This is a genomic window from Streptomyces sp. NPDC048436 (genome assembly GCF_043200355.1).
Taxonomy (GTDB): Bacteria; Actinomycetota; Actinomycetes; order Streptomycetales; family Streptomycetaceae; genus Streptomyces.
This window is the reverse complement of sequence record NZ_JBICXP010000001.1, coordinates 467,500-480,418: the sequence shown is the minus strand read 5'-3', so window position 1 is coordinate 480,418 and position 12,919 is coordinate 467,500. Positions and strand designations below refer to the sequence as shown.

10 protein-coding genes are annotated in these 12,919 nt (G+C 72.1%); 2 read left to right on the top strand and 8 right to left on the bottom strand.

The window, feature by feature from the left end:
- Window positions 1-121: 121 nt before the first annotated feature.
- From sucB to ACGFX9_RS02240, 4 genes are all read right to left on the bottom strand, one after another.
- Window positions 122-1,912, bottom strand: coding sequence for a 2-oxoglutarate dehydrogenase, E2 component, dihydrolipoamide succinyltransferase (sucB, locus tag ACGFX9_RS02255; RefSeq protein WP_393463420.1), 1,791 nt, complete (start codon window positions 1,910-1,912; stop codon window positions 122-124).
- A 61-nt stretch (window positions 1,913-1,973) separates the two neighbouring features.
- Window positions 1,974-3,362, bottom strand: a complete 1,389-nt coding sequence (gene lpdA, locus ACGFX9_RS02250; protein WP_393463418.1) for a dihydrolipoyl dehydrogenase — start codon at window positions 3,360-3,362, stop codon at window positions 1,974-1,976.
- Between the two features lie 314 nt (window positions 3,363-3,676).
- A complete protein-coding gene (locus tag ACGFX9_RS02245) occupies window positions 3,677-5,218 on the bottom strand; it encodes a leucyl aminopeptidase (RefSeq protein ID WP_393463416.1) in 1,542 nt (513 codons plus the stop codon).
- Between the two features lie 189 nt (window positions 5,219-5,407).
- Window positions 5,408-6,190, bottom strand: a complete 783-nt coding sequence (locus ACGFX9_RS02240) for an adenosylcobinamide-GDP ribazoletransferase (RefSeq protein WP_393463414.1) — start codon at window positions 6,188-6,190, stop codon at window positions 5,408-5,410.
- A gap of 76 nt (window positions 6,191-6,266) precedes the next feature.
- Between ACGFX9_RS02240 and ACGFX9_RS02235 the strand changes: the two genes are divergently transcribed.
- Window positions 6,267-7,031: a hypothetical protein gene (locus ACGFX9_RS02235; protein WP_393463412.1), complete on the top strand. Its 765-nt coding sequence runs from the start codon at window positions 6,267-6,269 to the stop codon at window positions 7,029-7,031.
- Here the strand turns inward: ACGFX9_RS02235 and ACGFX9_RS02230 are convergent.
- Genes ACGFX9_RS02230 through cobT form a run of 3 tightly spaced genes read right to left on the bottom strand, consistent with a single transcriptional unit; the run spans window position 6,971 to window position 10,659 of the window.
- Window positions 6,971-7,693 (bottom strand): hypothetical protein, encoded by a 723-nt coding sequence (locus tag ACGFX9_RS02230; protein WP_393463410.1) that lies wholly within the window; start codon window positions 7,691-7,693, stop codon window positions 6,971-6,973. The genes ACGFX9_RS02235 and ACGFX9_RS02230 overlap by 61 nt on opposite strands.
- The gene (locus tag ACGFX9_RS02225) at window positions 7,690-9,438 is read right to left on the bottom strand and encodes a phosphatidylglycerol lysyltransferase domain-containing protein (protein ID WP_393463408.1); all 1,749 of its coding nucleotides are present in this window, start codon (window positions 9,436-9,438) and stop codon (window positions 7,690-7,692) included. Before ACGFX9_RS02225 ends, ACGFX9_RS02230 begins: the two co-directional genes overlap by 4 nt.
- Before the next feature lie 57 nt (window positions 9,439-9,495).
- Window positions 9,496-10,659, bottom strand: a complete 1,164-nt coding sequence (gene cobT / locus ACGFX9_RS02220; RefSeq protein ID WP_393463406.1) for a nicotinate-nucleotide--dimethylbenzimidazole phosphoribosyltransferase — start codon at window positions 10,657-10,659, stop codon at window positions 9,496-9,498.
- Between the two features lie 202 nt (window positions 10,660-10,861).
- On the opposite strand from cobT, the gene ACGFX9_RS02215 reads away from it, so the two are divergent.
- Complete coding sequence (locus ACGFX9_RS02215) at window positions 10,862-11,620, top strand: class I SAM-dependent methyltransferase (RefSeq protein ID WP_393463404.1); 759 nt, start codon at window positions 10,862-10,864, stop codon at window positions 11,618-11,620.
- 22 nt (window positions 11,621-11,642) lie between these two features.
- Here the strand turns inward: ACGFX9_RS02215 and ACGFX9_RS02210 are convergent, their stop codons facing one another.
- Entirely contained in the window at window positions 11,643-12,842 is a 1,200-nt protein-coding gene (locus ACGFX9_RS02210) for a bifunctional adenosylcobinamide kinase/adenosylcobinamide-phosphate guanylyltransferase (RefSeq protein ID WP_393463402.1), read from the bottom strand.
- Window positions 12,843-12,919: the final 77 nt, after the last annotated feature.

Here is a 12,919-nt window from a genome sequence, read left to right as displayed (position 1 = left end):
GGGCAGCGCCCCCAGGGCGTTGTGACCCCTAGACAATACGGCGACGCCCCCGTCCGGAAACCTCCGAACGGGGGCGTACGCGCTGATGAGACGAGTGTTACAGCCGCACAGGGCGCTGGAACTACAGGCCGAGCTCGACCTCGAACTCGCCGGCCTCAAGGATCGCCTTGACCGTGGTCAGGTAACGGGCGGCGTCCGCGCCGTCCACCAGACGGTGGTCGTAGGAGAGCGACAGGTACGTCATGTCCCGCACCGCGATGGTCTCGCCGAGGTCGGGGTGGTTGATGACGACCGGACGCTTGACCGTGGCACCGATGCCCAGGATCGCGGCCTGGTTCGGCGGCACGATGACCGTGTCGAACAGGGCACCGCGCGAACCGGTGTTGGAGACCGTGAAGGTGGCACCGGACATGTCGTCCGGGGTGAGGCCACCGCCACGGGCCTTGCCCGCGAGCTCGGCGGTCTTCTTGGAGATACCGGCGATGTTCAGGTCGCCCGCACCCTTGATGACCGGCGTCATCAGACCCTTCTCGGCGTCAACGGCGATGCCGATGTTCTCCGAGTCGAAGTACGTGATGGTGCCCTCGTCGTCGTTGATCCGGGCGTTGACGACCGGGTGGGCCTTCAGCGCCTGGGCGGCGGCCTTGACGAAGAACGGCATCGGGGAGAGCTTGACGCCCTCGCGGGCCGCGAACCCGTCCTTGGCCTTGGCGCGCAGCTTCATCAGCTTCGTGATGTCGACCTCGACGACCGAGGTCAGCTGGGCCTGCGAGTGCAGCGCCTTCATCATGTTGTCGCCGATGACCTTGCGCATGCGGGTCATCTTGACCGTCTGGCCACGGAGGGGAGAGACCTCCAGGGCCGGGGCCTTCGACGCGGCGGCCGGAGCGGCAGCGGCAGGGGCCGGGGCGGACTTCTTGGCCTCGGCGGCGGCGATGACGTCCTGCTTGCGGATGCGGCCACCGACGCCGGTGCCCTTGACGTCCGCCAGGTTCACGCTGTGCTCGCCCGCCAGCTTGCGGACCAGCGGCGTGACGTACGCGCCCTCGTCCGCGGGGGAAGCCGGGGCAGCCGGAGCGGCCGGAGCCGGGGCGGCGGCCTTGGCCGGGGCGGGCGCGGGCGCGGCGGGAGCCGGGGCAGCGGGAGCCGGAGCGGCCGGAGCGGCCGGAGCCGCGGGCTGAGCCGGAGCCGGGGCGGCAGCGGCCGGGGCGGCCGGAGCCGCGGGGGCAGCCGGAGCGGCCGGGGCCTCGGCGGGAGCGGCCGGGGCAGCCGGAGCGGCGGCGGCCGGAGCAGCGCCGGGAGCGCCGATGACGGCGAGCTTGGCGCCGACCTCAGCGGTCTCGTCCTCGCCCACGACGATCTCCAGCAGCACGCCCGCGGCCGGGGAGGGGATCTCGGTGTCGACCTTGTCCGTGGAGACCTCGAGCAGGGGCTCGTCCTCCGCGACCTCCTCGCCGACCTCCTTCAGCCAACGGGTGACGGTGCCCTCGGTGACCGACTCGCCCAGTGCGGGCAGCGTGACGTCGGTACCGGAGGCGCCACCGGCCGGGGCGGCGGGGGCTTCAGCGGCGGGAGCCGGAGCTGCCGGGGCCGCGGGGGCCTCGGCAGCCGGGGCCGGAGCCTCGGCCTGCGCGGGCTCGGCGGCCGGGGCGGACTCGGCAGCGGGGGCGCCGCTGCCGTCGTCGATGACGGCCAGCTCGGCGCCGACCTCGACCGTCTCGTCCTCGGCGACCTTGATGGAGGCCAGGATGCCTGCGGCCGGGGAAGGGATCTCGGTGTCAACCTTGTCGGTCGAGACCTCGAGCAGCGGCTCGTCGGCCTCGACGCGCTCGCCTTCGGCCTTCAGCCAACGGGTGACAGTGCCCTCGGTGACGCTCTCGCCGAGCGCCGGAAGGGATACGGAAACCGCCATGGTTTCAGTTGCTCCTTACGAAATGGGGAAGTCTGTGGTCGTCGCGCCCGATAACTGAAGGTCAGTCGTGGGAGTGCAGCGGCTTGCCCGCGAGGGCCAGGTGCGCCTCGCCCATCGCCTCGTTCTGCGTCGGGTGGGCGTGGATGAGCTGGGCGACCTCGGCGGGCAGCGCCTCCCAGTTGTAGATCAGCTGGGCTTCGCCGACCTGCTCGCCCATGCGGTCGCCCACCATGTGGACGCCGACCACGGCACCGTCCTTGACCTGGACGAGCTTGATCTCGCCCGCGGTCTTGAGGATCTTGCTCTTGCCGTTGCCCGCCAGGCTGTACTTGAGGGCGACGACCTTGTCCGCGCCGTAGATCTCCTTGGCCTTGGCCTCGGTGATGCCCACGGAGGCGACCTCGGGGTGGCAGTACGTCACCTTCGGCACGCCGTCGTAGTCGATCGGGACGGTCTTGAGACCGGCCAGACGCTCCGCCACCAGGATGCCCTCGGCGAAGCCGACGTGCGCGAGCTGGAGGGTCGGCACCAGGTCGCCCACGGCCGAGACGGTCGGGACGTTGGTCTGCATGTACTCGTCGACCAGGACGTACCCGCGGTCCATCGCGACGCCCTGCTCCTCGTAGCCGAGGCCGGCGGAGACGGGGCCACGGCCGATGGCGACCAGGAGCACCTCGGCGTCGAAGGTCTTGCCGTCGGCGAGGGTCACGCGGACGCCGTCCTGCGTGTACTCGGCCTTCTCGAAGAAGGTGCCGAGGTTGAACTTGATGCCGCGCTTGCGGAACGCGCGCTCAAGAAGCTTCGAGGAGTTCTCGTCCTCGACCGGCACGAGGTGCTTGAGGCCCTCGACGACGGTCACCTCGGATCCGAAGGACTTCCACGCCGAGGCGAACTCGACGCCGATGACGCCGCCGCCCAGGATGATCGCGGACTTCGGCACGCGGTCCAGGGTCAGCGCGTGGTCCGAGGAGATGATGCGGTTGCCGTCGATCTCCAGGCCCGGCAGCGACTTCGGCACGGAGCCGGTCGCGAGCAGCACGTGGCGGCCCTGGACACGCCGGCCATCCACGTCCACGGAGGTCGGGGAGGAAAGCTTGCCCTCGCCCTCGATGTACGTCACCTTGCGCGAGGCGATGAGTCCCTGCAGGCCCTTGTAGAGGCCCGAGATCACGTCGTCCTTGTACTTGTGGACGGCCGCCATGTCGATGCCCTCGAAGGTGGCCTTCACACCGAACTGGTCGGCCTCGCGAGCCTGGTCGGCGATCTCACCGGCGTGCAGCAGCGCCTTCGTGGGGATGCAGCCGTTGTGCAGGCAGGTACCGCCGACCTTGCCCTTCTCGATCAGGGCGACGTCCAGGCCCAGCTGCGACGCGCGCAGTGCCGCGGCATAACCGCCGCTACCGCCGCCGAGGATCACTAGGTCGAAAACGGTGCTGGCGTCGTTCGCCACGTCACGTCCTCCATGCATGTGCGCCGTACGCCGGACCGCTCTTCCCGGGGGACGACCGGTCGGTCGGCTGGTATTCGGCCGCTCTTGTTTCGGCCCTGTGGTGGGGGCCCTGTCCTGCCGAGAACCCATCTTCGCACTTGTCGGCGGGAGGTGGGACGGCGGGCCGGGCTGTGAGACGTCTGATTCGCCACGTCGGGGCGGTACCCAGGCGTATGAACGTACGGATTTCGTTGCGTTTTCGTTGAGGGCGAAATCAGGCAGGGCCCGGACATCTGGACGTCCGGGCCCTGCCCCGCGTACGACAGATCAGCTGGTCAGCCGAGGTCGCCCGCGGCCGTGCGCTCGGCGAGGCGGACCAGGGTACGGACCGCGGTGCCGGTGCCGCCCTTGGGCGTGTAGCCGAACGGGCCGCCCTCGTTGTAGGCCGGGCCCGCGATGTCCAGGTGCGCCCAGGTGATGCCCTCGCCGACGAACTCCTTCAGGAAGAGACCGGCCACCAGGCCGCCGCCCATGCGCTCGCCCATGTTGGCGATGTCGGCGGTGGGGGAGTCCATGCCCTTCTTCAGGTGCTCGGGAAGCGGCATCGGCCAGGAGGGCTCGCCCGCCTCCTCGGAGGCGTCGTGGATCGCGGCGCGGAACGCGTCGTCGTTGGCCATGATGCCGAAGGTGCGGCTGCCGAGCGCCATCATCATCGCGCCGGTCAGCGTCGCCACGTCGACGATCGCGTCGGGCTTGTCCTCGGAGGCCTTGGCGATCGCGTCGGCCAGGACGAGGCGGCCCTCGGCGTCCGTGTTCAGGACCTCGACGGTCTTGCCGCTGTACATCCGCAGGACGTCGCCGGGGCGGGTCGCGGAGCCGGACGGCATGTTCTCGGCGAGCGCCAGCCAGCCGGTGACGTTCACCTCGAGGCCCAGGCGCGCGGCGGAGACGACGGCGGCGAAGACGGCGGCGGCACCGGCCATGTCGCACTTCATCGTCTCGTTGTGACCGGCGGGCTTCAGCGAGATGCCGCCCGAGTCGTACGTGATGCCCTTGCCGACGAAGGCGAGGTGCTTCTTCGCCTTGGAGGAGGTGTACGAGAGCTTCACCAGGCGCGGCGGGGCCTCGGAGCCGACACCGACGCCGAGGATGCCGCCGTAGCCGCCCTTGGCCAGTGCCTTCTCGTCCAGGACCTGGACCTTGATGCCGTGCTCCTTGGCGGCCGCGGTGGCGACCGCGGCGAAGGCCTCGGGGTTCAGGTCGTTCGGCGGGGTGTTGATGAGGTCGCGGGCGCGGTTGAGCTCCTCGGACACGGCGATGGCGCGCTCGACGGCGGCCTTGTACGCCTTGTCGCGGGGCTTGCCGCCGAGCAGGGCGATCTCGGCGAGGGGGCCCTTGGCGTCCTTGGCGGACTTCGCGTCCTTGCCCTTCGCGGAGCCGTTGTCCTTGTAGGCGTCGAAGGAGTACGCGCCGAGCAGCGCGCCCTCGGCGATCGCACCGGCGTCCTCGGCGTCCTCGGCGGGCAGTGCGAACGCGGCCTTCTTCGAGCCGGACAGGGCGCGCGCGGCGGTGCCGGCGGCGCGGCGCAGGGCGTCCGTGCCGTACGTCTCGTCCTTCTCCGGCACCGTGCCGAGGCCGACCGCGACGACGACCGGCGCCTTGAAGCCGGAGGGCGCGGGCAGCTTCGTCACCTCGCCCTCGGCGCCCGTGGCACCGAGGGTCTCCAGGACGGACGCGAGCTTTCCGTCGTAAGCCTTGTCCACGGCCTCGGCGCCGGGCGCGACAACCGGTCCCTTGGCGCCCTTGGCGACGCCGACGACGATCGCGTCGGCACGGAGGCCGGACGCGGCGGCGGTGCTGAGAGTCAGAGCAGTCACGGTGGTGAATTCTCGCTTCCGTTGAGTTCTTTGGCCGATGGGTGGGTCGACCGGGCCCGGCGCCAGCCTAGAACCGGCCGGAAAGGCGCCGAACATGAGCCTACGCGCGTCGCGCCCGTTCGATCGTGCCGAGAGAGATTCATCCTTTCGTGGCGACGCTTTCATGTTTCAGCCAGGAACATCCGCGGTTCAGTCAAGGGCGAGGACAACCAGGGCCGTTGTGGCCGCCGTCTCGGCGAGCGCGCCGAAGACGTCCCCGGTGATGCCGCCGAACCGGCGGACGCAGTGCCGCAGGAGAAGTTCGGCGGCGCAGAGGGCCGCCACGACGGCGGCGGCGTACTGGACGGCTCCGTACGTTCCCAGGGGCGCGGCGGCAACCGCGGCGACGCCGGTGACGAGGGCCGCCGCGAGCAGGGCGGAGCCGCGCGGGACTGTCCCGGCCACCGCGGCTCCGAGCCCCCCGGGGCGGGCCGGGGGGACGCCGTCGCGTGCCGCCAGGGTGAGGGCGAGGCGGGCGGTGGTCGCCGAGACGACGGCGGCGAGGGCTCCGCGCTGCCAGGAGGCGTCGTACAACTCGAAGAGAACGGCCACTTGGGCGATCAGGACGAAGAGAAGGGTGATGACGCCGAAGGGCCCGACGTCGGACTGCTTCATGATGCGCAGCGCGTCCTCGGCGGGCTTGGCACTGCCGAGGCCGTCGGCGGTGTCGGCGAGGCCGTCGAGATGAAGCCCCCGGGTGAGCGCGGCGGGGGCCGCCGCGGTCGCCGTGGCGGCGAGCAGCGGGCCCGCCCCGAGCGCCATGAGCGCGGCTCCGAGCGCGGCGGCGCACAGGCCGACCACCAGACCGGCGAGGGGAGCGCACAGCATTCCCCCGCGGGCGGCCTCGCGGTCCCAGCGGGTGACCTTGACCGGGAGCGCGGTGAGGGTGCCGAAGGCGAAACGTATGCCGTCACCAGCAGTTTTTCTGACCACCACAAGAGGCTACCCGCGGCCCCTGCGCCCGCCGCCCCGACCTGCGCCCACACTCCCCGCCCCGCAGGATGGCCCCATGGGTGACTGGTGGTACCGGAACATCGAGGAGCCGGGGAAGCTCCCGCTGTTGCTCGCGTTGCTCTCGTTCGTGGCGGCCTTTCTCATCACCCGCACGATCACCCGCCTCATCCGCGCAGGCAAAGGCCCCTTCCGGAACATCAGTACGGGAGAGGTCCACATCCACCACGTCGTACCGGGCATCTTCCTCATGCTCGTCGGCGGATTCTGGGCCGTCGCGGCAGGACAGCACAGCCTGGGCGCTTCGTTCGCGGCGGTCTTCTTCGGGGCGGGCGCCGGTCTCGTATTGGACGAGTTCGCGCTGATCCTCTACCTCGACGACGTCTACTGGAGCGAGCGGGGACGCAAGAGCGTGGAAGTCGTGATGCTCACCGCGGCCCTGGTCGTGCTCATCCTGACCGGCTTCACCCCGTTCGGCGTGGACGACCTGACGCCCGAGGAGCGGAGCAACCGCGCGGGCCTCGCCCTGAACGTCGCCGTCAACTGCTGCTTCGCCCTGGTGGCGCTGGCCAAGGGCAAGCTGCGTACCGCGCTGATCGGCATGGTGATCCCGCTCGTCGCCCTGATCGGCGCCGTCCGCCTGGCCCGCCCGGGATCTGCCTGGGCCAGACGCTTCTACCGCAAGCGGCACCGCGCCCGGGCCCGCGCCGCCCTGCGCGCCTTCCACCACGACCGCCGCTGGTCGGGCCCGCGCCGCAAGGTTCAGGACTGGATCGGCGGCAGACCGGACCCCGAACTGACGCGCCCCCGGCCCCGCCGCTGAAGCCGCCGCTCGCGCACCGCCGAGAACAGGCAGAGCACAAGCACCGCGGCGATCGCCGCCAGATGCTCCTTGCCCGCGAGGTTGTCCTTGACCAACACCTCGATGACCATCACGGCGATCACGAGCCCGGCGGTGAACCAGGCCCGGTAACGCCAGCACACGTACACCGCGAGCCCGACCACCGCGGCGGACGGCCCGGTGTCGACGACCTGAGCGTCCGACACCGGGAGCCCGAGCGGGTTCCCGGGCCCCCATGCGATGCCCACGCGCGCGTAGAGCGTGCCGGCGAGGGTCGCCGCGTAGCCGACGACGAGCGTGCGCCACCAGCCGACACAGATCTCCGCGACGCCGAACACCAGCAGGATCTGCGCGAGCGCGCCCCAGACGGGCAGGTCGAGGGCGGGCACGAAGAGGGAGAGCGGGGTACGCAGCAGGGCGAGCCGGAGCGGCTCCTCGGCCCGTACGGAGCCGATGTTCTGGACGAACTGATAGCCCCAGGGCTGGTTCTGCACGTACTGCAGGAGGGCGGTGAGGCAGACGGCGGCCAACGTCATGGGCGCCGCCCGCCACTGCCGTCCGGCGACGCCGCACCGCACAGCGGCGTACAGCGCGCCCCACTCGCCGCGGGCCAGCCGGGCGAGGCGGGGGGCCAGGGTGTTCATCGTCTGGACTCCAGGTGCTTGCGGTGCAGCCACTTCGGCAGGCCCGGCGCTTCAAGGAAGCCCTCCGCGCGGGCCGACGCGAGGCCGATGCGTGGCAGGTCACCGCTCTTCTCGAAGAGAAGGAAGCGGGGCTCCCAGATCGGCCGGTACTTCGCGTTGGCTCGGTAGAGCGACTCGATCTGCCACCACCGGGAGAAGAAGGTGAGCAGTGAGCGCCACAGCCGCAGGACCGGGCCCGCGCCGAGCCGCGAGCCACGTTCGAAGACCGAACGGAACATCGCGAAGTTGAGAGAGACCTGAGTGATCTTGATCTCGGAGGCGCGCCGGAGCAGCTCGATGACCATGAACTCCATCAGCCCGTTGTCGGAGTCGCGGTCACGCCGCATCAGATCGAGGGAGAGCCCCCGCGGCCCCCAGGGCACGAAGGAGAGGACGGCCCTCAACTCCCCGTCCCCGTCCCGGCATTCGAGCATCACGCACCGCCCGTCCGCGGGGTCGCCGAGCCGCCCGAGCGCCATCGAGAAGCCCCGCTCGGTGGCCCCGTCACGCCAGTCGTCGGCCCGCCCGATGAGGTACGCCATCTCGTCGGCCGGGATGTCCTCGTGGCGCCGGATCCGCACCTCGTGCCCGGCCCGCTTGACCCGGTTGTACGCCTGACGGACCGTCCGCATGGCCCGCCCCTCCAGCGTGAACTCATCCGTCTCGACGATGGCTTCGTCGCCCAGCTCCAGGGCGTCGAGGCCGTGCCGGGCGTAGATCGTGCCCGCCTCCTCGCTCGCGCCCATCACGGCCGGGAGCCAGCCGTGCTCGCGGGCGTCGGCGAGCCAGGGCTCGATGGCGCCGGGCCAGGCCTCCGGATCGCCGATGGGGTCACCGGAAGCCAGCGAGACGCCCCCGATCACCCGGTAGACGACCGCCGCCTTGCCGCTCTGCGACCACACGACGCTCTTCTCGCGGCGCAGCGCGAAGTAGCCGAGCGAGTCGCGCTCGCCGTACTTGTCGAGCAGCGCGTGCAGCTTGTGCTCGTCGTCCTCGGTGAGCGGGTCGACGGCCTTGCGCGAGCGGAACGCGGCGTACAGGACGGCCAACAGGAGCAGCGTGCTGAGCACGTTGACGGAGACGTTGACCCAGCCTGGCGTGGTGATGCCCTCGAACCGCTCGTCGTCGGCGGCCAGCGAGACCAGGCGCATCGTGCCGTAGCGCCAGCGGTCGAGGAAGGTCGAACGGTAGTCGTCGTGCGCGCGGTTGGTGACGGTGACCAGGAGCGCGGCGATCAGCGAGGTCACGAGCAGCCCGCCGACGGCGACGACCGCCGCGAGCTTCGGATTGGAGCGGTCGCCCTTGGCGTAGAACTCCCGCCGCCCGACGGTCAGCGAGGCGACGAAGGCCGCGGTCAGGGCGAGGGAGATCCAGTTCTGCGGATACTGGCGGATCTCCGGAAAGAACATCGCGAACGCGAAGAGCAGCAGAAAGAGCCCGCTGAGTACGAAGTTGAGAATCCAGGCGGCACGTTTGCGGCGGCGCATCGTGATCGCCAGGAACATCGTGAACGCGCCGGAGGCGAAGCCCGCGGTGAGGAGGTACGGCGTGAAGTAGTTCTCGGTGTTGTGCCGTCGCAGGTCCTGGCCCAGGGAGACCCAGACCGCGCTCAGGAAGTTGATGAAGGTGACGGCGCGGAGGTACCAGACGCTGAAGGCCGCGGCGAGACGCTGACGGCGCCCGGCGGCAGATTGCTCATCTCCCATGAAAAGGGATCATATGGGCCATGCCGGGCCGTCCTCGGCTGCGCGCAGCCGCGCCGCCTATTCCACTCCGGGGTCCCCGGCCCTGGGTGGGACCGCGGAGCCCGTCTTGGTTCCCGACTGCGGCTCGGGCTCCGGTTCCGGCTCGGGCTCCGGTTCCGGCTCGGTCTCAGGCTCCGGCTTCCGCTCCGGCAGCTCCGCCGAGAGCGCCGCCGCGGCGCGCACCATCGGCAGCGACAGGAGCGCGCCCACGCCCTCGCCCACCCGTACGCCCTGCTCGAGCACGGGATCGAGCGCCATCCGGTCCAGGGCCTTGGCCTGCGCCGGCTCCCCGCTGCTGTGCCCCGCGAGCCACCAGTCCGGCGCCCGGAAGGCGACCCGCTGGGCCACCAGCGCCGCAGCCGAAGCCACCACGCCGTCCAGGATGACCGGCGTACGACGCACCGCGCACTGCAGCAGGAACCCGGTCATGGCGGCGATGTCCGCACCGCCCACGGCCGCGAGCAGCTCCAGCTGATCCCCGAGGACCGGCCTGGCCCGCCGCAGGGAATCCCGTACCGCCGCGCACTTGCGCATCCACGCCAGGTCGTCGATCGGCGCCCCGCCCCGCCCGGTCACCACGGACGCGTCGGTCCCGCACAGCGCGGCGACCAGCGTCGCAGCGGGCGTCGTGCCGCCGACGCTCACATCGCCGAGCACGACCAGGTCGGTCCCGGAGTCCGCCTCCTCGTCGGCGACGGCCATCCCGGCCCGCACCGCGGCCTCGGCCTCCTCGGCCGTCAGCGCGTCCTCGATGTCGACGCGACCCGAACCGCGCCGCACCCGGTACCCCGCCACCTGCGCGGGGAGCTCGGCCGGGTCGCAGTCCAGGGCCATGTCGACGACCCGGACGGGCACGTCGAGGCGGCGTGCGAGGACGGCGACGGGGCTTGCGCCGGAGAGCACGGAACGTACGAGGTCGGCCGCGCCGCCCGCGGGCCGCGCGGACACGTCGAGGCGGGCCACCCCGTGGTCGCCCGCGAAGAGCACCACGCGCGGTCGCTCGATCGGCTTGACCGGCACCGATGACTGGGCCGCGGACAGCCACTCGCCGAGCTCGTCCAGGCGGCCGAGCGCGCCGGGCGGCACGCTCTGCCGCTCCCTGCGCTCCTCGGCGTCGCGGCGCACCCCGCCGTCGGGGCGCTCGATCAGGTCGGTGAAGTCGTCGAGATTCAGCGAGCTCATTCGCCGAACAGTACCGGCAGGGCCCGGGCCCGGATCGGACGGCCCGGCAGCGGACACCGCCCCGGGCGGCGGACCGTGTGACGCGCCCTCTCCACGGTGTCGCTGCGCCGGTACCGATGGCCCCTTACGTACCGTTTGCACCGGTTTGTCACACAGACTCGCTTCCGTACCGCCCGCACCGACAGAGGAGCCTGCCACGCCCATGGACGCCGCCCAGGCCGCCGCCGCCCAGGCCCGGAAGATCTTCGCTGCCCCGAACTCCCCGCGCCGCCACCGCGCCCGCGCCCGCGCCATGGGCCGCTTCATCGAACCCGAGAGCTGGCTGGACCTCGACACCGGGCGCGGGCTCTTCCCCGCCGCCGCCCAGCAGGTGCACCCGTACACCGCCTTCGACGGGCTCGACGCGTCCGAGCAGGTCGAGGAAGGCCGCAAGGCGGGCCGGATCGAGGAGGCCCACCGCGGGTTCCTCGCCGACCTCGCGCCGCGGCTCGCGGGGCGCTACGACGCGATGAGCATGTTCCACTACCTGGAGCACAGCGCCGATCCGCGCATCGAACTCATCGCCGCCCGGCGGGTGTTGCGCCCCGGCGGCCATCTGATGATCGAGATCCCCGCCCCGGAGAGCCGGTACGCGCGGCTCCTCGGCAAGGCACGGGTGCCGTACGTCAGGGCGCGGTACACGCACCGCATCCCGCTCACCGCGCTCCGCCGCGAGCTGGAGAGCCTCGGCTACACCGTCGTGGCCACCGAACGCCGCGAAGCGCACGTCCCGCTCGCCCTGGCCGCGGGCCTCGCCATGGCCCTCGGCCGCGTCCGGCTCACGCAGGAGGCGCTCGTGTACGTCGCGGCTCCGCTGCTGATCGCCGCATCCCTCGTCGACCGGCTGCTCGCCCCCCTGGTCAGCCGCACCCGGTTCGCCAACGCCGTCCGGGTCATCGCCCGCAGGAACGCTGACGCGTGAGCGGCGCCCTGGACCTGCGAGTTCAGCTCCGCAGGACGAGTGCCTGGCCCGCCACGACCATCAGGACGTGCTCGCACTCCGCCGCGAACGCCGCGTTCAGGCGGCCCAGTTCATCGCGGTAGCGGCGGCCCGACGCGGTCGCGGGGACGATGCCGGAGCCGACCTCGTTCGAGACGGCGACGACCGTACGCCGCGTCGCGCGCACCGCGTCCGTGAGCTCGGCGACCCGCTTGCGCAGCGCCCGCTCGCCACCGCCCGCCCATTCGTCGTCGTCCCACGCGTTCACCCCGTCCATGGCGTACGTCAGCCACAGCGACAGGCAGTCGATGAGCAGGGGAGCCCCCTTCTCGGTGAGCAGCGGCACGAGATCGCAGGTCTCGGTGGTGCTCCACGACCCCGGCCGCCGCTCGCGATGGGCGCTCACCCGGTCCGCCCACTCGGAGTCGCCGCCCCGGGTCCCGCCCGTCGCCACGTACAGCACCTCGGGGAAGGCCTCCAGGCGCCGCTCGGCCTCCACCGACTTGCCCGACCGCGCGCCGCCGAGGACGAGGGTGCGGCGCGGCACGTCCGGTACGTCCTCATAGGCGCCGACCACCAGCGTCGTCCCGTCCGGCACGGCCCGCGCACCCGCGGCGGCGAGCCTGCGGACCAGCTCCGCGCCCGGCGGCACGTCATGGCCCAGGTGGACGGCGAGTACGTCCGTGGCGGGCCCGATGGCCCCTGCCGCCCGCAGCCTCGCGAGCGCGTCGGGGCGCCCGACCACATCGGCGAGGACCATCTCGTACGCGGGAAGCTCGTCCCAAAGCCCCGCGGGCGCACCGCCCGGCGGCAGATACAGCAGCCGCTCCCCGTCCGGTCCGCTCACCTCGTACCCCGTGCCCGGGGCGTCCATCGCCACCGCCCGCACCCGGTGACCCGTGAGCAGCGCGAGCTCCCGCCCGTCGGGCACCCGGCCCGGCTGCGGAAGGCCCGCGGGGACCTCGACGGAAGGCCCGTCGTGCGGGTGGGAGAGGAGAACCTGGCGCACGCCGCCGAGCGAGTGCCCGGAGCGGGCGGCGGCGAGGGCGGCGCCGGGGGTGAGGTCGAGCAGCAGGACGCCGTCCACCAGGAGGGCCGTGGCGGCGCGCGCGGCGCCGCCGAGCGCGGTCGCGCAGGCCGCGCAGGGGCAGCCGGGGTGGGGCAGGCCTTCGGGGGCGCCGGTGCCGAGCAGAGTCAGTTCCACAGGAAGATCCTCCCGCGTCACCGCGAGAGCCGCGCGCCCGGCTAGGCTTCCAAGGGCTTCACTCAGCTGTCGGACCA

Excerpts from the sequence above, each read along its gene's own strand:
- ACGFX9_RS02230 (WP_393463410.1), bottom strand. The coding sequence starts at position 7,693 with ATGAACACCCTGGCCCCCCGCCTCGCCCGGCTGGCCCGCGGCGAGTGG.
- ACGFX9_RS02215 (WP_393463404.1), top strand. The coding sequence starts at position 10,862 with ATGGACGCCGCCCAGGCCGCCGCCGCCCAGGCCCGGAAGATCTTCGCT.
- sucB (WP_393463420.1), bottom strand. The coding sequence starts at position 1,912 with ATGGCGGTTTCCGTATCCCTTCCGGCGCTCGGCGAGAGCGTCACCGAG.
- cobT (WP_393463406.1), bottom strand. The coding sequence starts at position 10,659 with ATGAGCTCGCTGAATCTCGACGACTTCACCGACCTGATCGAGCGCCCC.
- ACGFX9_RS02235 (WP_393463412.1), top strand. The coding sequence starts at position 6,267 with ATGGGTGACTGGTGGTACCGGAACATCGAGGAGCCGGGGAAGCTCCCG.
- ACGFX9_RS02225 (WP_393463408.1), bottom strand. The coding sequence starts at position 9,438 with ATGGGAGATGAGCAATCTGCCGCCGGGCGCCGTCAGCGTCTCGCCGCG.